This is a genomic window from Psychrobacter cibarius (assembly GCF_016107535.1).
Lineage (GTDB): Bacteria > Pseudomonadota > Gammaproteobacteria > Pseudomonadales > Moraxellaceae > Psychrobacter > Psychrobacter cibarius.
On record NZ_JABASQ010000005.1, the window covers coordinates 88,303 to 109,505 of the forward strand.

General features: G+C 43.3%; 21 protein-coding genes and 1 tRNA gene. 11 read left to right on the plus strand and 11 right to left on the minus strand.

Translation table 11 applies throughout. From position 1 onward, the window contains the following. Positions 1 to 11: 11 nt before the first annotated feature. From JFC08_RS05520 to JFC08_RS05545, 6 genes are all read right to left on the minus strand, one after another. Complete coding sequence (locus tag JFC08_RS05520) at positions 12 to 635, minus strand: F0F1 ATP synthase subunit delta (RefSeq protein ID WP_198330016.1); 624 nt, start codon at positions 633 to 635, stop codon at positions 12 to 14. A 13-nt stretch (positions 636 to 648) separates the two neighbouring features. Further along, the gene (locus JFC08_RS05525; RefSeq protein ID WP_045452424.1) at positions 649 to 1,119 is read right to left on the minus strand and encodes a F0F1 ATP synthase subunit B; all 471 of its coding nucleotides are present in this window, start codon (positions 1,117 to 1,119) and stop codon (positions 649 to 651) included. Between the two features lie 117 nt (positions 1,120 to 1,236). Then, positions 1,237 to 1,485 (minus strand): F0F1 ATP synthase subunit C, encoded by a 249-nt coding sequence (gene atpE, locus JFC08_RS05530; RefSeq protein ID WP_010197960.1) that lies wholly within the window; start codon positions 1,483 to 1,485, stop codon positions 1,237 to 1,239. A gap of 33 nt (positions 1,486 to 1,518) precedes the next feature. Beyond that, entirely contained in the window at positions 1,519 to 2,385 is an 867-nt protein-coding gene (gene atpB, locus JFC08_RS05535) for a F0F1 ATP synthase subunit A (RefSeq protein WP_055125357.1), read from the minus strand. A 684-nt stretch (positions 2,386 to 3,069) separates the two neighbouring features. Continuing rightward, positions 3,070 to 3,468 carry an ATP synthase subunit I gene (locus JFC08_RS05540; protein WP_198330017.1) on the minus strand — a complete coding sequence of 133 codons (399 nt, stop codon included), beginning with the start codon at positions 3,466 to 3,468 and terminating at the stop codon, positions 3,070 to 3,072. A gap of 291 nt (positions 3,469 to 3,759) precedes the next feature. After that, positions 3,760 to 4,560 carry a metal ABC transporter solute-binding protein, Zn/Mn family gene (locus JFC08_RS05545; protein WP_338101662.1) on the minus strand — a complete coding sequence of 267 codons (801 nt, stop codon included), beginning with the start codon at positions 4,558 to 4,560 and terminating at the stop codon, positions 3,760 to 3,762. 286 nt (positions 4,561 to 4,846) lie between these two features. On the opposite strand from JFC08_RS05545, the gene JFC08_RS05550 reads away from it, so the two are divergent. From JFC08_RS05550 to gluQRS, 6 genes are all read left to right on the plus strand, one after another. Beyond that, positions 4,847 to 5,440, plus strand: coding sequence for a Fur family transcriptional regulator (locus JFC08_RS05550; RefSeq protein WP_198330019.1), 594 nt, complete (start codon positions 4,847 to 4,849; stop codon positions 5,438 to 5,440). An 80-nt stretch (positions 5,441 to 5,520) separates the two neighbouring features. Continuing rightward, positions 5,521 to 6,318 carry a metal ABC transporter ATP-binding protein gene (locus JFC08_RS05555; RefSeq protein WP_198330020.1) on the plus strand — a complete coding sequence of 266 codons (798 nt, stop codon included), beginning with the start codon at positions 5,521 to 5,523 and terminating at the stop codon, positions 6,316 to 6,318. Positions 6,319 to 6,424: 106 nt separating this feature from the next. After that, positions 6,425 to 7,243, plus strand: a complete 819-nt coding sequence (locus tag JFC08_RS05560; RefSeq protein ID WP_055125361.1) for a metal ABC transporter permease — start codon at positions 6,425 to 6,427, stop codon at positions 7,241 to 7,243. Positions 7,244 to 7,489: 246 nt separating this feature from the next. Beyond that, positions 7,490 to 8,335 carry a metallophosphoesterase gene (locus JFC08_RS05565; protein ID WP_198330021.1) on the plus strand — a complete coding sequence of 282 codons (846 nt, stop codon included), beginning with the start codon at positions 7,490 to 7,492 and terminating at the stop codon, positions 8,333 to 8,335. Positions 8,336 to 8,828: 493 nt separating this feature from the next. Continuing rightward, positions 8,829 to 9,266 carry an RNA polymerase-binding protein DksA gene (gene dksA / locus JFC08_RS05570; protein ID WP_045445865.1) on the plus strand — a complete coding sequence of 146 codons (438 nt, stop codon included), beginning with the start codon at positions 8,829 to 8,831 and terminating at the stop codon, positions 9,264 to 9,266. A gap of 247 nt (positions 9,267 to 9,513) precedes the next feature. Next, positions 9,514 to 10,455 (plus strand): tRNA glutamyl-Q(34) synthetase GluQRS, encoded by a 942-nt coding sequence (gene gluQRS / locus JFC08_RS05575; RefSeq protein ID WP_198330022.1) that lies wholly within the window; start codon positions 9,514 to 9,516, stop codon positions 10,453 to 10,455. Positions 10,456 to 10,547: 92 nt separating this feature from the next. On the opposite strand, the gene ftsW is transcribed toward gluQRS, so the two are convergent. Together ftsW and murD are read right to left on the minus strand one after the other, a co-directional pair. Then, positions 10,548 to 11,744, minus strand: a complete 1,197-nt coding sequence (gene ftsW / locus JFC08_RS05580; RefSeq protein ID WP_227697660.1) for a putative lipid II flippase FtsW — start codon at positions 11,742 to 11,744, stop codon at positions 10,548 to 10,550. A gap of 336 nt (positions 11,745 to 12,080) precedes the next feature. Then, positions 12,081 to 13,517, minus strand: coding sequence for a UDP-N-acetylmuramoyl-L-alanine--D-glutamate ligase (murD, locus tag JFC08_RS05585; protein ID WP_198330023.1), 1,437 nt, complete (start codon positions 13,515 to 13,517; stop codon positions 12,081 to 12,083). Positions 13,518 to 14,180: 663 nt separating this feature from the next. On the opposite strand from murD, the gene JFC08_RS05590 reads away from it, so the two are divergent. From JFC08_RS05590 to JFC08_RS05605, 4 genes are all read left to right on the plus strand, one after another. Beyond that, positions 14,181 to 15,680 (plus strand): SulP family inorganic anion transporter, encoded by a 1,500-nt coding sequence (locus tag JFC08_RS05590; RefSeq protein WP_045445854.1) that lies wholly within the window; start codon positions 14,181 to 14,183, stop codon positions 15,678 to 15,680. Between the two features lie 173 nt (positions 15,681 to 15,853). After that, positions 15,854 to 16,708, plus strand: a complete 855-nt coding sequence (locus JFC08_RS05595; RefSeq protein ID WP_198330024.1) for a universal stress protein — start codon at positions 15,854 to 15,856, stop codon at positions 16,706 to 16,708. A gap of 455 nt (positions 16,709 to 17,163) precedes the next feature. Beyond that, entirely contained in the window at positions 17,164 to 17,502 is a 339-nt protein-coding gene (locus JFC08_RS05600; protein ID WP_010197981.1) for a P-II family nitrogen regulator, read from the plus strand. 75 nt (positions 17,503 to 17,577) lie between these two features. Continuing rightward, positions 17,578 to 18,840, plus strand: coding sequence for an ammonium transporter (locus JFC08_RS05605; protein ID WP_045452414.1), 1,263 nt, complete (start codon positions 17,578 to 17,580; stop codon positions 18,838 to 18,840). 115 nt (positions 18,841 to 18,955) lie between these two features. Here the strand turns inward: JFC08_RS05605 and JFC08_RS05610 are convergent, their stop codons facing one another. From JFC08_RS05610 to JFC08_RS05620, 3 genes are all read right to left on the minus strand, one after another. Further along, a complete protein-coding gene (locus JFC08_RS05610; RefSeq protein ID WP_045445845.1) occupies positions 18,956 to 19,339 on the minus strand; it encodes a DUF2147 domain-containing protein in 384 nt (127 codons plus the stop codon). Between the two features lie 257 nt (positions 19,340 to 19,596). After that, on the minus strand, positions 19,597 to 19,860 hold the full coding sequence (locus JFC08_RS05615) for a hypothetical protein (protein ID WP_045445842.1): 264 nt from the start codon (positions 19,858 to 19,860) through the stop codon (positions 19,597 to 19,599). A gap of 84 nt (positions 19,861 to 19,944) precedes the next feature. Continuing rightward, complete coding sequence (locus tag JFC08_RS05620) at positions 19,945 to 20,808, minus strand: DNA/RNA non-specific endonuclease (RefSeq protein ID WP_227697661.1); 864 nt, start codon at positions 20,806 to 20,808, stop codon at positions 19,945 to 19,947. A 158-nt stretch (positions 20,809 to 20,966) separates the two neighbouring features. On the opposite strand from JFC08_RS05620, the gene JFC08_RS05625 reads away from it, so the two are divergent. Then, positions 20,967 to 21,057: transfer RNA gene (locus JFC08_RS05625), tRNA-Ser, on the plus strand. Positions 21,058 to 21,203 lie beyond the last annotated feature (146 nt).

Consider the following 21,203-nt stretch of genomic DNA (forward strand, 5'->3'; position numbering starts at 1 on the left):
GGTAAATGGCATTAGGCCGTTAGCTGTGTTTTTAACTGTTGTAACTTGCCGCGCATCGAATCATCAGTGATTTTATCACCGACTTTGATGGTAGCGCCTGCCAATAGACTTGGATCGACCGACTCATGAATCACCACACTAGCATTTAATGATGCAGCAAGGCGCGTTTGAAGCATTTCACGCTGAGCGTCAGTCAATGGATAGGCAGAGGTCACGTAAGCATCAAGCTGCTTTAAGCTTATTGCCTTGTGGCGGCGATAATGCTCATAAACTTCAGGAAGCAGCGCCAGACGCTCTTGCTGCGCCAACTGCTTAATAAAATTATTGAGCGCTGGTGACACTTTAGGATAGCTAATACTATTACCATAACGAGAGCCTTTGCTCTCGCCTAGTAGCTGTTTAAAAGCAGAGTCGCTATCACCAGCCACTTGTGAGTCATAAAGATCAACCAAAGCAGCTGACTTATGCTCAGCCGTAACGGCTGGATTTTCTAGCCATGTACGGAACGCTTTGTCATTGACAATTGCACTGGCGACAAACAAGAAATTTTCCCACTCGTTTACGGCCCCGTTTTCGTTGGCATAGTCAAACGCGGCTTTAGCGTAGGGTCGTGCTAAGGTTGATAAGTCAGCCATTATATCCTCACAGTTACAGCTTTGCCGCCAGTTGGTCTAACATACTGGCATGTTTTTGCACATCGACTTTGTCTTGCAAAATCTTTTCTGCACCAAGTACAGCCAGTTCAGCAACTTGGGCACGTAATGATTCACGCGCTTGATTGATTTCTTGGTCGATAGACGCTTGCGCTTGTTGACGAATGCGCTCGCCTTCCACTTGGGCCTGCATTTTTGCATCTTCGACAAGCTGGTTGGCACTCTTGTTCGCTTGCTCGATTAAAGCAGCAGCTTTGGTCTTTGCAAGATCAAGCTCCTGCTGGACGTCTTGCTCAGCGGTCGCCAGATCTGCTTTTGCTTTTTCTGCGGCATTCAGGCCTTCAGCAATTTTACGCTGACGCTCATTGATGGCACCAATAAGTGGTGGCCACACGAATTTCATGCAGAACATCACAAAGATTGCAAAAGCAATGGCTTGACCGATGAGGGTAGAATTGATATTCACGTGATCACCTCTTTGTTAATGAAAAATCAGTTTCATTGATCATATTTGATAGCCAAACTTTGGCTATGGTTGAGATACAAACTTTGACTACCAAACATTTACAACTGAGCTTTCTGATTAACCTGCTAGAGGGTTAGCGAACAACAATAGCATAGCAATACCAACACCGATCATCGGAATAGCATCAAGAAGACCTGCTACGATGAACATACGAGTTTGCAGCTGTGAACCAAGTTCTGGCTGACGCGCAACGCCTTCTAGGAATTTACCACCTAGAATAGCAAAACCAATACCTGTACCTAGTGCACCTAAACCGATAAGTAGTGCTACTGCGATAACTGTGTAACCACCTAATACTGGATCCATGGATGTATCCTCATTTACCTATTGAATGTCTAATTAATGTTCAGTTGATGATGCAAGTGACATATAAACTATCGTCAGCATCATAAATACGAACGCTTGAAGTGTAATAATTAAGATGTGGAAAATAGCCCACGGTACTGATAACGCCCATTGAATCCAAAACGGCATTAGAGCAATCAGTATGAAAATCAACTCACCAGCATACATGTTACCGAATAGACGCAGACCTAAAGAGATAGGTTTCGCTATCAAAGTAACAAACTCTAAGATAAAGTTGATGGGTATTAAAATAATTTGTACGATAGGGTTTTTGGCACTAAAAGGATGCAGTGTTAGCTCGCCAACAAAGCCGCCCAAACCTTTTTCTTTGATACTATAGAACAGAATAAGTATAAAGACAGAAAAAGACATGCCAAGCGTAATATTAGGATCCGTCGTTGGAACGATCTTAAAGAACACATGATGTGGATCATGTCCCATCATTGCGCCGATTTGGCCAGCAATCATAGGAATAAAATCGACGGGTAGTAAATCCATCAAGTTCATTAAGAATATCCATACAAAGATAGTCAACGCCAAAGGCGCAATCAGCTTTGAGGTACCACTATACGAATCACGAACGTTGTTATCAACGAACTCAACGATCATCTCAACCGCAGCCTGAGTTTTACCCGGCACGCCTGAAGTGACTTTTCTAGCGACCATCCAGAAGATGGCGCAGAAAACAATGCCTAGACCAATTGACCAAAGCATAGAATCAAGGTGGATGGCTTTAAAGCCCATTGCACTAGCTTCTTCAGCAGTATAGGCAACTTTCCAGCCTTCGCCCGGCAGATAGCCGTACGTCCAGTTCGTTAAGTGGTGAGAGATATAGTCTGTTGTTGTTTGCTCGCCTGCCATAATGTCAGCTTCTTATTAATCAACGATTTAATCAACTACCAAAAATATGGTTGTCATCTGATGAGGTTTTAACGATCCTATTTGACCTGCTAGCAAGCCGATGAACCATGCTAAAGCGCTCATGTAATCAATAACATCCAACCCATAGTTCTATTACTAGTACGCAACTTGATAACTTAAGATAAATTTTAGCTATCAAAAAAGGGCTTATGATGATTCAGTAATAGCCCTTGTATATGTACGCGAAATTATTATATCTGTGTTTACTTACTGCCGCGTTTCCACGATCGACGCTTAATACAGCGTTCATAAGCAAAATATTTAGCTGCCTATATTAATGCAGCGTTGTATTCGTGTAAAGTCAATTATGACTTTTTTATGCACTGTATGAATAAGTTAGCTACTATTAACGTTTACTAACATAGCTTTGCGTGATTAATTAAATTGTAAGAATTTAATTAGAGGCAATACTGATAGCTAATAATTGGCTATCGACTCCATTATCACACGCTATACTCATTTAAACGCTCATATCACAGTCTTTATAATCATTGGCGCTGTCTTTAGACAGTTTTGTATGTTTTGACTTTCTTATGAAATCAGTCATAGAGAAGCTGGACGGCAGGGTGACTTGCCTAGCACTATTAAGCACTCAACTATTGATATAGTCATCGTCTATTAATGCTAGCGTATATGCCACAACATCCAACTGTGACTAATTTGCATTACCATAAAACCGATAAACAGCGCAGGCGCAGATAGGGGTTGTACGGTAATAAAAATTAGTGCGAAACCAAACACAGTCAATAGCCATTTGGCCATTTGACCTCGATATAGCTGGCTAACAATATGTTGGCGCGCGCGATATCCAGTGTACCAAAAGATAAAAAAAGCAAATACAGCTTGGGTAGCAAAGCTGAGTAGCGCACCAATAGCGGCGCTTTTTGCAACAGTAAGCTCACTATGTAGCCAACTGGTATCTAAAGCCCAAGCAATAATAATAAGGACAAATAATATCCACGCTTGGCGTTTGATATAGATGCCAATTTTATCTTTTTGTGTGCGTTTGGCAGGCTTGGTCATCGGTAATGCAATCCTATAGCCTTACAGCATTGGGATAAGGTGGCAATATAACATCGTCGCGACACTTTTATCCGTGAACGGCTCACTCTACAGGTGTTACCTTTTAACCAAAATAAAACGCCACTTATTATAAGGGGCATACCACCGTTAAGCAAGAAAAATATACCTTTTATCAGTGACCTAGCTGAATCACTCATAGACATCATAGTTACTGACCAATGGATAACACCCAAAGTATGACTACATAATGGCTTCTCAAGCGTTGTAAGCCACTATGGTTAATCAGTTATCCTACGATATACATTGATAGATTTGCTGTGCCATCGTCTGCCAACCACTCACAAAGTCTTTACTATTGCTCATATCTTCAGGTTGCACAGTGGTTTTTACAGGCTGTAACTTAGCGAGTAGACCTTTGGCTGGTTGACTTGGGCTAACCAGACACATTTGCTTGGCTGGACGCTTCTCATTTAGCCAGCGTATTTGGCTTGCTCGTGGTGCTAGATGGTGATCAGTGCTTAAACTGCCAACAAGCTTTAGGTTTGTGCTGGATTCGATGTATTGATAAGCATCATGATAGGCCCAATAAGGCTGGGTTTGCTGCTTGCCTTTAGCTTGTTTTACGAAAGATGCCACTCCCCTATCCATTCGCTGAGCAAATTTTTGTGCATTGGCGTGATAAAGTGCTTTATATTGCGGATTAGCATGACTGTGGATGACAGCAAGGGCACGAGTCATGGCTTTGGCATTTTCAGGATCTAACCATATATGTGGATCCAAGGTGCCAGCAATAGGCTTGCCTTGGACGTCACGTAGCGGATGACGATTAAAGGCATCAAATTCAAATAAGGCAATCGCATTGGGTGCGGTATTAAGGCTTGCCGCCAAGTTATTTTCTAGTGGCTCACCAAACCACACGACAAATTTACTGTCCTGAATGGCTTTAATATCGCCTGGGCTGATACTGCCATGATGACCTACCTCCCCGGCCTGCAATAACTGCTTGGCGGGCGGTGAACCTTCAGTCACTGCTTGACTCAATAAAAACAGTGGGTAGTTACTCACGCTGACTGTTGCCGCTTGTGCACTCACAGTAAAGAGGCCTAATGCAACTATGCCCGTAATGAGCCATCGCTGTAGTATAATGGTTGAGCTTAAAAAATATTTGAAAACTGAGTTCATAATAGATTCTTTAATGTATGAAAGATAAAATATAAGTGGAAACATTTAGACGTTATCGCCGTTGTATCTGAGTGATCATTAAGGTATCAATAAATAAGCCAAGATCACTTATCTGCTATTATTTTTAGTATGTTATACTATAACATTATAAATTACTATAATAACAGTGCCATTTTATTTTGTAGGAGCTTGCACCATGTCCACCAGTTTATCAGTCTGCGAACATTTACATGATGTGCAGGACTTTACGCCGCATGACGTGACCGAGCGCCTAATGGCAGCAAAAGAACAATGTCGCCTGAACGGTGCACGCTTTACCCCATTGCGCCAGCAAATATATCAATTGGTATTGGCAGCCAATAAACCCATCGGTGCATATGATTTGATCACGCAATTGCAGCAAATGCGCTTATCAGAGCCCAATAACAATGATGACAGCAGCGAAGCGCTTAGCTCGCAACAGCGCCCAACGAAAGCGGCATCTAAAGAAATTAGCTCTAAAAAACAAGCGCCAAAAAATGTCGCGCCACCCACTGTCTATCGCAGTCTGGAGTTTTTATTGAGTGAAGGCTTGATACATCAATTGACCTCTATCAATGCTTATGTGCCCTGCTGTCACCCACGCGCCCAGCATACCGCAGCATTTTTAATCTGTGGTCAATGTCAGCGTGTACAAGAATGTAGCAGTGTGCCCGTACAGGAAATGATGAGTTTTGCTGAGCAAGACGTTGGCTTTATTGTGGAACGCAGTGTGATTGAGCTGAGTGGTCGTTGCCAAGCGTGCCAGTAACACACCCTAACCACTGAAGCGTAAGTCTTTGTCATCCGTTTTTTATTTGTATTACTTATTCACTTATTGGTTGTCATACTATGAGCCTGTCTACCTCACCGTCTAATCAACCGAACTTTTCCGCTGTTGATGGCAACACCATTAACACTGCGAGTAAACTGCTGAGCCTAAGCGATGTCAGCTACGACATTGGGCATCAACGCTTACTCTCACATATTGATATTGACATTGCGGTTAATGAAACAGTCAGTCTTATTGGACCTAATGGCGCTGGTAAGTCAACGTTGGTTAAACTTATTTTGGGATTGATTGAGCCAACTAAAGGGCACATTAACTCTCATCAAAAGTTACAGCTTGGCTATGTACCGCAGCGCTTTGCTGTACCGCCGATATTGCCATTACGAGTCTGCGATTTATTGGCACAAGCGGATAAAAGGCGCTTAACGTCTGAGCAGCGTCAATTTATCTTCGATAACTTGTCATTGACGCACTTATTATCGCGACAAATGCTGCACCTGTCGGGTGGTGAGACACAAAGAGTCTTGCTCGCGCGCGCACTGTTAGACAAACCCAACTTATTGATTTTAGATGAGCCGATGCAAGGACTGGACCCTGATACTGAGGTTTGGCTCTATCAATTTATTGATGAGCTGCCGGAGTTTTTGCGTTGTGCCATGTTGGTGGTATCGCATGATCTGCATTGGGTCATGAAGGGCAGTCGACGCGTGATTTGTCTTAATAAGCACATTTGCTGTGAGGGACAACCAAGCGAGCTTGCCGTTAGTAGTGAGTTTCAAAAGCTATTTGGGCATCATTATGAGCAGCCTTATGTGCATCAACCACATGCCTGTGAGCATCACGCCCCAAGCGAACTATAATCATTAAGGCGCGTTGAACATTCACAAATATAAAATATATCGAAGCTTGATATATCAAACACATATCGAGCGTTGAGCTTTATAAAAACTTTTACGGATATTTATTATGACTGCTTGGTTAGCCATCATTGCCCCCGCTTGGATCGCTGGCAGTATTTTAGCGCTACTATCAGCGCCTTTAGGTTGCTTAGTCTTGTGGCGACGCATGGCCTTTTTTGCTGATGCTTTAGCACATGGTACCTTGCTTGGCGTGGCTTTAGCAGTATGGTGGCAATTACCTATGGGTATTGGCATTGCCTTGGTCAGCGTCATGGTGGTGCTAGGGCTGGTATTAATCGATGATGAGCGCCTGCCTGTCGATGCGGTTTTGGCGGTCGTGGCGGTGTCATTGTTATGCTTAGGCTTATTGGCTTTGACCCAGTTGACTGACCAACAAGCAAACGTACTGGGGTTTTTGTTTGGTAATTTGCTAGAGCTTGATTGGGCAGACTTGCCCTTACTTGCCGGTAGCGTGCTGGTAGGGTTAGGTCTACTTATGTATATATGGCCTGCACAAATTAAGCTTGCCACTCATGAAGCACTGGCGCGTATTCAAGGTGTTAATCCGACACGCCAGCGGCTGTTCTTTATGGGCGTATTGGCGGGATTTTGTGCGATTGCCCTGCAAGCGGTTGGTAGTTTATTAATCAGCGGTTTATTGGTATTACCAGCATTAACGGCACGTTTATGGTCATCATCGCCAAAACAAATGGTCGTTATATCGCTACTGATCGCACAGCTTGGCGTGACGCTAGGCGTTTGGGGAAGCATCTGGCTAGATATTCAGACAGGACTTGCTATCGTATTAATCTTAGCTATTTTATTTTTTATCGCGCTGATTTTCTCAAAGCTCAGCACTGCAAAAATTTGGTCTGCGCGCCGCTAGACACATTATCGTACACATAAAGCCGCTGGTTTTTTATTCTCTTATCCAACTTTATTTCATCAATATGATAGAGCTTTCATTGACTTTATGTTATAAACTTGCCCTAATACCATCGACATACTAGCGGCGTCAAGCCAAAAAACATATTGGTCAGACCAAAATTCATTAGTCTACTCGATGCAGGACATTTATTTATCATTCGTTTTAACAGCATCACTTGTTTCGATTCGATGAGGGACTGACCCAATGCTAAGCTATCCTGTTAATAACATTAGCACACCAGATGAACAGGTAAACATACTACAAATCACAGATTTGCATTTATCAACGCCCGTTTCTTCTAGTGTTGATAGCGATACTAACAATAGCGAAGCCACTGTCTGTCAGCAGTGCTTTGAAACAGTACTACAGCAAGCATTGAGTAGCGACATTCGCTGCGATTTGATTATCGTGACTGGCGACTTAGTCAATGAAGTGAAACCCGCTATTTACGATCATATTTTTGAGGTATTGCAAGCCACCAATATTCCTTTTGCTTGTATTGCGGGCAATCATGATGTGACGGATGAGATAGGCAGTGACTTACCATTCTTTGAGCGCGAACTGCTTGCTCAACCTGCCGACCCGCGCTTGCTAAGCCGGCATGTCATTGAGACTGATCGCTGGCAGCTGTTGTTATTAGACTCATCCATCACGGGCAAAGTCGCGGGCGAGATAACGCCTACCGATATTGACTGGGTATGCGAGAGACTCGATGCTTGTGATAAGCCTGCGCTGATTGCTCTACATCATCACGTCATTCCCGTAGACTCTGACTGGATTGACACACATATGGCAGAGAATAGTGAAGCCTTTTGGCAGCATCTGTTAGGATTTGACCATCTCAAGGTCATTATCAGTGGTCATACGCACCAAGAGCAGGTCCGCCATCGTCAAGGAGTCACGGTCTATAGTACGCCATCTACTTGCTACCAGTTCAAGCCTTATGAGAATGATTTCTCCTATGATAAAAGCGTCCCGCCCGGTTACCGTTGGTTGCAATTAGCCAACAATGGAAAGGTTGCAAGCTGGGTAGAAAGACTGGATACTTGACGCCCAGATTTATTGACACCAATATTGATGTGAGCCCTTATACCCCAAGCTATTGACTGATATTTCTGAGTTCAGAATACAATGACTGGCACGGTAAAAACGACATGATGATGAAAAATGACTTCATTATTGTCAGAAACAATGATACAACGTATAAAACGAAATGAGGACTGCCTAGTATCTGGTATTAGGTAGAATTATAATAGCTAGGATGGCTAAATCGATCACAGCTAAGTCTTCACAGTCAGTGATTTGTCGCATTATTAAGACAACGCTATTTAAATAAAAATATGCATAACCATATACCTGACCCTTGATAGATTGCTTTGAGCATATCAAGATAACTGTACTATTAGATCCGCTGTATTACTTGTGTTACCAAGTGGTAAAACGTTTTATAAAGGGACAAATTATAGCGTTTATGACATTGATAGCGTCTTGTCTTTTGATACGTCGTTTTATTGAATTAATTTGAAAAAAGTAGGATACCCATATGAGCACCCTGACCACGAATCCAAGTGAAGCTAAGTTTACTCCTTATGTGCCTGCCAAAGACGAAGAGTACATGTCTGATGCGCAGTTAGAGCACTTTAAGGCTATATTATTGGATTGGAAGAGCCAACTGATTGGCGAAGCGGATCGCACCAAGACTTATATCCAAGACGAGTCCAGTGCTATGCCAGATATCAATGATCGCGCCACCCAAGAAGAAGAGTTTGCCCTCGCATTGCGTACGCGTGACCGTGAACGTAAGCTCATTCGCAAAATTGATAAATCCATGTCAGAAATTGAAAATGATGATTATGGATTTTGTGAAACTTGTGGCGTAGAGATTGGTCTGCGTCGTCTCGAAGCGCGCCCAACAGCTACCCAGTGTATCGATTGTAAAACCCTGTCTGAGATTAAAGAACGCCAAAATCAAGGCGCTTAAGCGAATTACGATTCATCTCAATAGTAGAATGTAAGCATAAGCGACCATAACATGGTCGCTTATTGCGTTTTAGAAGACTGGCTTTTAGTCAATGAATCATGGCTGATACAGAGCTTTAAGCTTGCTTATATTGATTTGCTAACAAAACAGACTCATTTCACAAATATCTTTTTACGGATATATTTATTATTCTATCTTCTACCTTTTCTACTAATAATTTCCTACTTTGAAAACTAACCTTATTCCTATGCCCACTCCAATCATACCAGTACAGCCGATTGGTCGTTTTGCTCCCTCACCGACTGGTGAACTGCATCTTGGCTCATTGACGACTGCGCTTGCCAGCTTTTGCCACATAAAATCCATTGGTGGTAAATGGCTACTGCGTATTGAAGACACTGATACCGAACGCTGTGATCAGCAATTTACTGAGCAAATCTTGATTGATTTGGAAGCGCTTGGATTGTACTGGGACGGTGATATCATTTATCAATCTGAGCGTATTGATATTTATAATGATTATCTACACTCAGCCCTGCATCCGCTCACTTATGGTTGTCAGTGCTCGCGTAAGGATTTGGAGCAATACTGGGCGCAAGAAGAGCTGAGCCCATCTTATGATGCTAACCCATTGCAACCAAACAGGAAGCGCTATCCACGCTGCTGTGTCAGCGCTGACCTTGATAGAGAGCAACATAAGCTACGCATACAGCTACCGAATTATAAGATTGGTTTTAACGACGGTATTCAAGGATTGCAGTGGGATAATCCTCAGCAGACATTGGGTGATATGGTGGTGCGTCGCCAAGATGGTATGATCAATTATATTTTGGCTGCCAGCCTTGATGATGGACTGCAACAGGTGACACATATTATGCGCGGTCTAGATATCCTACCCATGACGACAGCGCAAATCAGCATCATGGATGCCGCACGCTTACCTGCCATCGATCACTGGTATCACTTGCCACTGATATGTCATGCTGATGGACAAAAACTCTCCAAGCAAAACCTAGCACAACCCATTGATACACGAGATCCAAGTAAACTCATCGCCGATGCTTTACAACTATTACAGCAACCAGCCGTCGATAGAGACACACCTACTCGTATGTTAAAGCAAGCCATTGCTCAATGGAACAGTACGCCGCTACAAGGCAAACAACAGTTAAATATGCCCAATGGATAAAAGCCAGCTAGCAAAAAGCGCCACTATTTAGCGACGCTTCTTTGGATAATGCCAGTCATGATGCATCGAGCCTATCACTAATGCTCAACCTATCAATAATAACGGCATTGGCTTTTTTCGATTTCAGGGCTTTCTTTATAAATTTTTAGCAATAACGCAACCATCACCAAACTAATCAACATTGATGAGCCGCCATAACTGAAGAATGGCATGGTCAATCCTTTGGTTGGAATCGCGCCCATATTCATCGCCGCATTGATAATTGTTTGTGCAATAAACACCACACCGATACCAAAGGCGGTATAACTCATACGCATCTGCCGACGTTTGAGCGCGTTGTAACTGATACGCATCGCGCTACCGATAATCAGCGCTTCGAGCACCAGTACCATGGTAACCCCAACAAAGCCTAACTCTTCCCCTGTAATGGCTAATAGAAAATCAGTATGTGCCTCAGGCAAATGCGACAGTTTCTGTACGCTCTCACCATAACCAACGCCTGTAAATTGTCCACGACCAAAGGCAATCAAACTACGTGCCAGCTGATAATCCGTGTCTTGCACATCATCAAACGGATCCATAAATGACATCACACGTACCAATCGGTACTGCGCTGTCGTCACCATCAATACCGCACCACCGATGGCAGCCGCGCCCAGTGCTAAAAAGTGCTTGTAAGGCGCACCAGCGATATAAAAAATCGCAAAGATAGTACCTAAAATAACGACAAAAGAACCAAAATCTGGCTGTGACAATAGCAGCATGGTGATGAGTGCCACCACCAACATAATCCGCAAAAAACCGTCTAAGCCGTTACGAACTTCAAAAGAGCGACGCACCACAAAATCAGAGACAAAGACAATCATCACTAACTTGGCCAACTCTGCCACCTGAAAATTAAATACCCCTAGGTTCAGCCAACGCTTGGAGCCGTTAATAGGCGTACTAAAGAGGGTTGCCACTAGCAGCATGCCAGTGATACCCAATAGGATAAATTGGGTTTCAGTCTTATATAGTGTTCGCAAAGACACGCTGTAATAAGAAACCGTAGCGACCGTCAAACCGATCATCATATACAGCAGCTGGTTTTTGAAAAAGTGCAGCTCTGTCATGCCGCGACTGAGCGCAAAAGGAATAGAAGCGGAAGCCACCATCAATAGACTGAGCACCAACATACAGCCAACACTCGATAGGAGAATGGCGCGTGCTGACGGCATAGAAAGAATACCATCTGAGCCAGATACTTGCTTCGGTTGGGACGAGGAACGAAAAAGAGAAGAGAGCGCCATAATTTTATATACACTAACGAACGAAAAAACACGGCGTCTATTAAACGCCACCGTTTAAAAAATAGAAAATAGACAGTACCAGACAGATTACTAAGAAAATAAGCTGACCATTCATGTTGCTGACTGGCTATGATTGACAGTAGCAGCAATCTATAAGCAAAACAATCATTTATACAGAAAATGCGCGCGCGTCGTAAAAGTCAATTCAGGGCAATCCTATTGCATTGCCCTTATTCTTTATTAAATACACGAGTTCTTTATTAAATTCTGATTTCTTTATTAAATGCTGATATTCGCTAAGCACTTATCATGCAAATGCTTAAATCACCAAACCTTTTAATCGGCCGCCATCATATCTGACGACTCAGTTGCTAACTGACCAACCAACTGACTAAAATGCTCACCGCGAGCTGCGTAGCCACTATATTGATCAAAGCTGGCACAAGCAGGTGACAATAGCACCGCTTGCACTTGCGATAGGCTGCTTGTCGTGACTTGTTGAATGGTTGTAAAGGCATTTTCTAAAGTTTGGCACTGATGTAACGCAACATCGGCGCTTATCTTAGCCGCGCGCAGATGCTGTTCAATCAGGGGCGCATCTTCACCAATAAACAGTACTTGGCTAACATACTGATTGATAAACGGCGTCAATTCACCAAACTGTTGACCCTTACCTTGTCCACCCAAAATCAATAGTAGTTTACCATCCTTTGGTGCATAGACTGCACCCAGCCCTTCGATAGCTGCCACCGTTGAGCCGATATTGGTGCCTTTTGAATCATTGAAATAATCAATGTCTGCAGCATTTGCCACATACTGGCAACGATGCTCAAGTCCAGTAAACTGCTGTAAGGTATTCAACATACTGCCCAATGGCAAACCAGCAAGTTCGCCTAACGCTAAGGCTGCCTGTGCATTGAGCAGATTATGACGACCTTTAATCAACAGTTTATCTGCAGACAGTAGCTTTTCTGTACCGTGGGCAAGATAAATCTGACCTTCAGGAGTAGTAATAAGACCATATTGACCTTTATCAGGAGCATGTATACCGGTACTCACTCTGGGCAAATTATCAGCCACTAGCGGACGCGTCAAGGCGTCTTCGCGATTGATAACCACGGACTTAGCACCCTGAAAGATACGATGTTTGGCTTGATGGTAGCCCAGCATATCGCCGTGGCGATCTAGATGGTCAGGTGACATATTCAGAACTGTCGCCACTTGCGCACCCAAATTGGTCACCGTCTCTAACTGAAAACTCGACAGCTCAAGTACCGCCAGTTCCATATCAGTATTATCAAGCAAGGTCAGCGCTGGCACGCCAATATTACCGCCGACACCGACATTGACACCAGCATCCTCGGCCATTTGCCCGACCAAGGTGGTCACGGTGCTCTTAGCATTAGAGCCAGTAATTGCCACTATCGGTACGGTACAAGCCTCACAAAATAGCTGAATGTCACTAACCACTGGAATATTCGCTTGGCGAGCAGCGGCGACGGCTTCGGTAGCAAGTGAGATACCGGGGCTTATAATAATACGTGCCGCTTGCTGCAAGAGCTCGGCGTCAATCGCACCAAATTGGCGAATACTAATCTCAGCGGGTAGTTGATCTGCTAAGCTAGGTGTCGCCTGAGCATCAGTGACAGCAACCTGATAGCCTTGATTGGCCAAATAGCACGCAACTGACAACCCAGATTGTCCCAAACCGACCACGACTTGTAGACCACTGCCTTTGTGAAGTAAGGCATCTGTTGCAGTGTTGGTGGTCATATTTATTCCTTCTGTTGGACGAGCAAAATGGCATCAAACAAACCTAGTATATAAAGAAGCAAAATGATGCCGTCAAGATAAGACGCATCATAACGGTATCGTTCAGATTTCGGTACTGGTTTTTTATGACGATGTGCTATTATGCCCCTGTTTTTATATTAAGTGGCTAATGCTATAATAGTTGCCTTAATCTGTAAGTGACTGGGTATTTACCCAAGCATTTTAGTTTAGCATGTTGTCACAGTTAGCACGCTACTGTCACTTCTGTTTGGCAAAGTTACTACTATAGACGGGTCATGTCGAGCGGCTATTTTTATTTGAGAAATTATTTATTACCCTCTACCGCAGCATATCATTGCTGACGCTATTCGTTACTGTAGGTGCTCTTATAAACGCCCTGCTTTAAGCACCTTATTTTAACTATTTTTTTTAGGTAATCTCACTGAATTTATCATCATATCAATTATTGGTGAGCGTATTAGTGATACCAGTAAGTAAATCAGTAGACCTACTTATTACCGACCTTTAATAATTCAATACCGCAATATGACACAGCACATGTTGCCGTAAAAGAAAGATGAATAGCTACTTTTATAGCGATGCGATCATTTTATGAATGAGTAATGATTACTTTTTTTGCCTCTAACCCTATGCAGTTTACTTATGACATCTTTTATTGATAACTTACGTGACGAGTGGTTTTCCAATGTTCGTGGCGACGTTTTATCCGGTTTGGTTGTTGCCTTAGCGCTGATTCCTGAAGCCATTGCCTTTTCTATTATCGCAGGTGTTGATCCAAAAGTCGGCTTGTATGCCTCATTTTGTATCGCGGTCGTGATCAGTTTCGTCGGTGGTCGTCCAGGCATGATTTCGGCAGCAACTGGGGCAATGGCACTGGTGATGGTTGACTTAGTCGCCGAGCATGGTTTGCAGTATTTGCTAGCTGCCACCTTATTGTGCGGTGGGATTCAGATTATAATGGGTATTCTAAAGCTCGGTAATTTGATGCGCTTTGTGTCGCGCTCGGTAGTCATTGGCTTCGTCAATGCGCTCGCGATATTGATCTTTGCCGCCCAGCTGCCTGAGCTTAACCCGATGACTGAACGCGTTGGCATGACGGTTTATATTATGACAGCGGCGGGTTTAGCGATTATCTACTTGTTTCCACTGATTCCTAAAATCGGTCGCGTGATTCCGTCACCGCTGATCTGTATCGTTGGTTTGACTGCTGTCGCGATGTACATGAATCTCGATATTCGTAATGTCGGCAGTATGGGCGATTTGCCTGATTCATTACCGATGTTCTTATTACCTGACATTCCCTTGAACCTAAATACTTTACTGATCATCGCGCCTTACTCTATCGCACTTGCCATCGTTGGTTTATTAGAATCGATGATGACAGCGACTATCGTCGATGATTTGACAGATACGCCAAGCGATAAAAACCGCGAGTGTCGCGGTCAAGGGATTGCCAACGTCGTATCAGGTTTCTTCGGTGGCATGGCAGGCTGTGCCATGATTGGTCAATCTATGATCAACGTCAAATCTGGCGGACGTACGCGTCTGTCCACTTTGATGGCAGGTATCGTACTGCTCATTATGGTAGTGTTTTTAAGTGAATGGGTCAGTCAAATTCCCATGGCGGCACTGGTCGCTGTAATGATTATGGTCTCCATTGGTACTTTTAACTGGCAGTCTATTCGCGAATTTAAAACGCATCCGATGTCATTTAATATTGTTATGCTAGCGACTGTTTTGACCACAGTATTTACGCACAACCTAGCTTATGGCGTGGGCGTGGGCGTGCTGCTATCAGCGCTGGCGTTTGCCAATAAAATTGGTCAATTCTTAACGGTATTTAGTGAGTATGATGAGAGTACTAATACCCGTTATTATTATGTACAAGGACAAGTATTCTTTGCTTCTACGACCCAGTTCTTAAACAGCTTCGATACCAAAGAAGCTTTGGACAGTATTCAAATTGATGTCAGCCAAGCGCATTTTTGGGATGTCAGTGCCGTAGACACCTTGGACAAACTGGTCATGCGCTTGCAACGTGAGGGCATTGATGTCAAAGTGGTGGGACTCAATAATGCGAGCCGAACCCTGATTGATCGCTTCTCTATCCACGATCGCCGAGATATTGGCTTATTGGATTAAACAAAGCCACGTCTATTTATTGAGCTAATATTCATTACCGCTCATAAATAGACAGTTGAATAAACAGCTGCATTGGTGCAAAGGGTTGGGCATAAGCATTATCGCCCCACCCTTGAGCCAAGCAGCTGTCTTTTTATTCTGTTTTTTTAATATTGGAATAATGTGGTGGTCTTATGAGTAATTTGAAACCAGATAGTGTGATTGCCTGCTTGGACTGCCCAGACCACGTGCAAGCAGTGTTAGAAGCCAGCATGTGGGCCGCGACTCGTCTACAAGCACCTGTTGGACTGTTGCATTCTGTACCGAGCTTACAACAAAAAGCGGCTGTGAATTATTCAGGCTGCCTAAATATCGATGATGAAAACATGCTGCTTGAGCAATTCACCACCAAGGAGCACTTGAGTAATTGTGAGCTAAAAGCCCAAGGTAAGCTTTTGCTTCATCAAGCCACCACCTACTGCGAGCAGCAGCGACAAAAACTAAAAACCTTTACTCTACATCGCCATGAACACCTCAATGAAAGTATCGATTACGTCGATGACAAAGCACAATTGATCGTTATAGGTCACAATGTCACCTGCAAATCGACATTGAGCCAGTTAATTAGAGTCAGTCACTGCCCCATTTTGGTGACTCATGCACCATTTTTGCCCCCTACGACCGCGTTATTTGCTTTTGACAACAGCCCTACTTCACATAAATTGCTCAATTGGCTCTGCAAAACTTCACTGGTGCGCGCATTAACCGTTCATATCGTGATGGTCGGTAAAGAAAATTCTGAAAATTGCGATGCGCTACGTGAAGCTTATGCGCGGCTCAAACAAGCAGGCATCAAGTCTAAAAAAGCCTTGCTGGACTGCCGTGATGTCACTTCGGCTTTGAATTATTATCAAAATGAAAATGATATCGGTATGCTAATGACCGGTGCTTTTGGCCAATCTCGTCTGCGCGAACTTCTAAAAGGTAGCGACACAAAAAAGCTGCTCGGCAGCACCAAAACCCCCTACCTACTCTTCCCAAAGGTATAGGCTTTAGCCGATCTACACAGCCACTCCTCTCTCTTTGAGCGCAGAGCCTATACATCCATGTTGAGCTCTGCCGCTTACCGTATCACACAATTTTCCCTACTTTCTCCTCAAGTAATTCGTTTCATATACCAAACTAGGTTAGCAAATCATCACAGGAAATAGATGGATGGTCTCCCCAAGCACCTAAAAAGTTGGTTATAATAAAGTTTTCGTCAGTTCAACGCTAAAGGTTAATTCGCATTCTCTATGCTCATAATGATGGTTTATACCATTGCAGCATAACCAGTATTTTTTGCCATAACTATGGCTGTTTTTGAACAAACAAATCCAATCTTACCTATCCCCCTTGAGTAAATTGGCACAGTTCTTGAATGACTAATAGTAAGCATGGCAGCGATACGATGCACCACAATGCTTCGATCAACCTGCGGCATCACACAAATAAGGAATATTTTATGAAGCTAATCACTGCGATCTTAAAACCGTTTAAGCTCGATGATGTACGTGAAGCGCTTTCTGACATCGGTGTTAAAGGTGTCACTGTTACTGAAGTCAAAGGTTTCGGTCGCCAAAAAGGTCACACAGAACTCTATCGCGGCGCAGAATACGTGGTGGACTTCTTACCTAAAGTAAAAGTCGAAGTGGCTGTTATTGATGAGATGGTCGAACCTGCTATCGAAGCGATCACTCGCATCGCTAGCACGGGCAAGATTGGTGACGGCAAAATCTTTGTCACTGCACTCGAGCAAGTTATTCGTATTCGTACGGGCGAGACAGGCCCTGACGCTATCTAACGCGCAAGGCCATATAGACACAGATTTATAGATCATACCGATAGCTGTATTGCATCAATTCAAGGGGGAATTAACATGCAAAATCAAATCTTCGAGCTCCAGTACGCACTTGATACGTTTTACTTTTTAATGTGCGGGGCGCTAGTCATGTGGATGGCAGCAGGCTTCACCATGTTAGAAGCTGGACTCGTCCGCTCAAAAAACACCGTTGAGATTTTAACCAAAAATATCGCACTTTTTGCCACCGCTTGTACCATGTACATGATATGCGGCTATGCCATTATGTATGGTGGCAACCTATTCTTAAGCGGTATCGCGGGTAATGAAACGCTGGTAGCAGATGCCCTAGCAGCCTCCGCTGAAAACGGCTTTGACGGTGATTCTGTTTACTCCGCTGCGTCTGATTTTTTCTTCCAAGTGGTATTTGTTGCAACCTGTATGTCAATCGTTTCAGGAGCGGTGGCTGAGCGCATGAAGCTGTGGTCGTTCTTATTATTTGCTGTGGTGATGACTGGTGTCATTTATCCATTAGAGGGTAGCTGGACGTGGGGTGGCAATGATGTATTTGGTATGTTCAATTTAGGCGACATGGGTTTTTCTGATTTTGCAGGTTCTGGTATCGTCCATATGGCGGGTGCTGCGGCTGCATTAGCAGGGGTATTATTATTAGGTGCACGTAAAGGCAAGTATGGCCCTAATGGTGAAATACGCGCCATTCCAGGTGCTAACTTACCACTGGCAGCGCTTGGAACACTTATTCTCTGGATGGGTTGGTTCGGTTTCAATGGCGGCTCGGTGCTAAAACTGGGTGATATTGCCAGTGCTAACTCGGTTGCTATGGTGTTTTTGAATACCAATGCAGCAGCGGCAGGCGGTGCAATTGGTGCTTTAATAATAGCACGCATCATCTTTGGCAAAGCTGACTTAACCATGCTCTTAAATGGTGCACTCGCAGGATTAGTCGCTATCACAGCAGAACCCTCAACCCCATCTGCATTACAAGCAACACTGTTTGGTTTGATCGCTGGCGTTATCGTTGTGCTATCTATCTTAGCATTGGATAAAATAAAAATAGATGATCCAGTGGGTGCTATCTCAGTTCATGGTGTAGTCGGTCTGTTCGGTCTGCTTATCGTACCAATTACCAATCCAGCAGCATCGTTCGTAGGTCAGATTGCTGGTGCAGCCACTATCTTTACTTGGGTATTCATCGCCAGCTTAATCACTTGGGCGGTTATCAAATTAGTGATTGGTCTTCGTATCTCTGAAGAAGATGAGTATGAAGGTGCGGATATAGCAGAGTGTGGTATGGAAGCATATCCAGAATTTGTGAGATAAGCTCTGAAGCCAATATTAAAATATATGTACTAAAAATCCCGCATTACCAAAAGGTATTGCGGGATTTTTATCTATTTATAACTATTAAGTCTAATACTAAAAATAAGCTCTCGGCTTATTTCTTTTTCCACGTTTGACTGCGTGAGAATGGACCGATATAACCTTTTAGATTTAAGGTGTTACCACTCAAGTTTGCGGTCATACGATAGTCTTTGCCCTTTTCAGGATCAGTAATCGTACCACCACTATATTTGCCACCACCATCAGACTTTAAACCTTTAATAATGGTCGTACCAACGTGCTTTTTGCCTTTGGCTGAGTTAGTAGCGATAAGCGTACCTGTTAGTACACCATTTGACTCAGTAATCTTTACGGTACCTTTTGGCTTACCTTCATCAAATGTCTGCCACGTGGTATTGGCCAAAGGATCAGCGGCGAATGCCATGCTTGCTAAACTGATACCTGCAACAGCTAGAGTGGTTTTGGTAAATAATTTCATAGACTGATTCCCTTCATACAATGATTACTCGAAACGTTATGTTTCTGATCTCCTAGGCTTATCCTTCGCTAAAATCCCTATTAACAGCCATGCGACTTTCTACTCTTTGGGAGTGTTTAGCGCATCTAAAAAAACTGCTCATCAAAATTTTATACGACATAAGCGATGTCTTGACTCATTATAAGCAATTTTAAGCTTTTGCCTAGTAATTTTTTTATAGTTTATTATTTCTATAAAAATTGAACTATATCAAATAGTTACAAAAAAGGATTGTCAATATTTTTATCTAACCGGTCATCTTTTTCTTTTGACTTATGCTGACTATTATTGTAAATAGAATTATTTTCAAATGCCTGAATAATCTTGCTTGTTAGTTCATGCAACTGTTGTGCTTGCTCATATCCAGTAGCATCAAGAGTCAAATCAATATCGCCATATATAATAATTTTATCTGTTTGGTTTTCGATGATAAGCTCACCAATTTGCATGCTTTGGTGGTCATTGGCAAATGGATCAATCATGTGATTCTCCTTTTTATTAATACCTTGCGTAATTTTTGGATTTTTTGTGCCTTTTATTATATATAGACTCGTGTCACAGAGGCATTATGCTTGCAATTGGACGATTACCCACTCAAGAATCGCCCAAACAAACAGCATCCAAGCCGGCTCTTCTGTTGGCTCATCGGGCAACTCGGAGCTTTCACCCGCCTTTAATGGCAGATCAAACGCCTGTGTTTTGGTTTTGGCATCCAAGACGGGCAGCACATCGATACCAATTCTAGTCGAGAGTTCATCAACACTAATAACCTCTATGCGCTCCGACTCATCATTGGGTGCATAATAGACCCCTGCTTGATTAATCGCTGGTATGTAGACGGCTTTAAAAAAATGACTGGGCACCAGCACACGATCTGCCAATTGCTTGGTTGTTTTGCCAGTAAAGGCTACTCCTGTAATGCTATAAACCTCTCCATATTGCTGGGTCAAATAGCGAGTGGCTGATTCAATATTACGCCAGATATAGCGATTGTTGCGCGGTGACTGCGGGGCGATATTGGCAAGGCTAAAGCTATCATATTGTTGACTGCGATTCGCCATATCAGCATTGGGCGCTAAATGCCCGCGATCATAGCCAGAGCCTGAATAGTCGGACAATGAGGCGCGTGCGGATTTTGGTAACCTACTTTCTTCATGAAAGCTGTCTTCACGATCAATTTCTTTTGCTTGTTGTAAACGCTTGCGATCCAAATACTCTGCCGACCAAAGCGGTGTACGCGACACGCCAGAATACATAACGGCAAAACCATCCATGCATAAGGCTTGGGTTTTGTTGCTTAGCTTGGTATTGATAAACTCAGGATAGACACCGCCATAAAAGGACTCGCTACACTGAGTAAAGTCATCAGCATGCGCTGAAGTTATACTTACGACCACCGCCATCACGGTCATTGTAATACTGTTTTTCAAACGGGCATTGAGCCTACCGAAACTTATCATTCAACTTTCAACCATCTATGCTTGTCATTACGTATACGCTATCGTAGCAGGCGTTTGTAAATAAAGAAAGATAAGGTGCAAGTCGTGACATTCTAGACAGTATCCGCTATACTAAGCCGTCTAAAAACGGTGAAGTGGGTGAGTGGCTGAAACCGCACGCCTGGAAAGTGTGTATGCGTTAATAGCGTATCGAGGGTTCGAATCCCTCCTTCACCGCCAATCTTATTCTGCTTAATCAAAGCCTCTAGCTTTCCCATCTGTTCAAACAACTCCGAAATACCTTTTAGTCCAAAACACTTTCTGAAATTTTTAATTACAAGCCTCTTTTTGGCTTAATTTATTTGCCTGTGTCATTTTGTAACCTT

Excerpts from the sequence above, each read along its gene's own strand:
- atpB (WP_055125357.1), bottom strand. The coding sequence starts at position 2,385 with ATGGCAGGCGAGCAAACAACAACAGACTATATCTCTCACCACTTAACG.
- JFC08_RS05565 (WP_198330021.1), top strand. The coding sequence starts at position 7,490 with ATGCTAAGCTATCCTGTTAATAACATTAGCACACCAGATGAACAGGTA.
- JFC08_RS05600 (WP_010197981.1), top strand. The coding sequence starts at position 17,164 with ATGAAGCTAATCACTGCGATCTTAAAACCGTTTAAGCTCGATGATGTA.
- gluQRS (WP_198330022.1), top strand. The coding sequence starts at position 9,514 with ATGCCCACTCCAATCATACCAGTACAGCCGATTGGTCGTTTTGCTCCC.
- JFC08_RS05540 (WP_198330017.1), bottom strand. The coding sequence starts at position 3,468 with ATGACCAAGCCTGCCAAACGCACACAAAAAGATAAAATTGGCATCTAT.
- murD (WP_198330023.1), bottom strand. The coding sequence starts at position 13,517 with ATGACCACCAACACTGCAACAGATGCCTTACTTCACAAAGGCAGTGGT.
- dksA (WP_045445865.1), top strand. The coding sequence starts at position 8,829 with ATGAGCACCCTGACCACGAATCCAAGTGAAGCTAAGTTTACTCCTTAT.
- ftsW (WP_227697660.1), bottom strand. The coding sequence starts at position 11,744 with ATGGCGCTCTCTTCTCTTTTTCGTTCCTCGTCCCAACCGAAGCAAGTA.
- JFC08_RS05605 (WP_045452414.1), top strand. The coding sequence starts at position 17,578 with ATGCAAAATCAAATCTTCGAGCTCCAGTACGCACTTGATACGTTTTAC.
- JFC08_RS05560 (WP_055125361.1), top strand. The coding sequence starts at position 6,425 with ATGACTGCTTGGTTAGCCATCATTGCCCCCGCTTGGATCGCTGGCAGT.
- JFC08_RS05555 (WP_198330020.1), top strand. The coding sequence starts at position 5,521 with ATGAGCCTGTCTACCTCACCGTCTAATCAACCGAACTTTTCCGCTGTT.
- JFC08_RS05615 (WP_045445842.1), bottom strand. The coding sequence starts at position 19,860 with ATGATTGATCCATTTGCCAATGACCACCAAAGCATGCAAATTGGTGAG.
- JFC08_RS05590 (WP_045445854.1), top strand. The coding sequence starts at position 14,181 with ATGACATCTTTTATTGATAACTTACGTGACGAGTGGTTTTCCAATGTT.
- JFC08_RS05550 (WP_198330019.1), top strand. The coding sequence starts at position 4,847 with ATGTCCACCAGTTTATCAGTCTGCGAACATTTACATGATGTGCAGGAC.
- JFC08_RS05595 (WP_198330024.1), top strand. The coding sequence starts at position 15,854 with ATGAGTAATTTGAAACCAGATAGTGTGATTGCCTGCTTGGACTGCCCA.
- JFC08_RS05610 (WP_045445845.1), bottom strand. The coding sequence starts at position 19,339 with ATGAAATTATTTACCAAAACCACTCTAGCTGTTGCAGGTATCAGTTTA.
- JFC08_RS05520 (WP_198330016.1), bottom strand. The coding sequence starts at position 635 with ATGGCTGACTTATCAACCTTAGCACGACCCTACGCTAAAGCCGCGTTT.
- atpE (WP_010197960.1), bottom strand. The coding sequence starts at position 1,485 with ATGGATCCAGTATTAGGTGGTTACACAGTTATCGCAGTAGCACTACTT.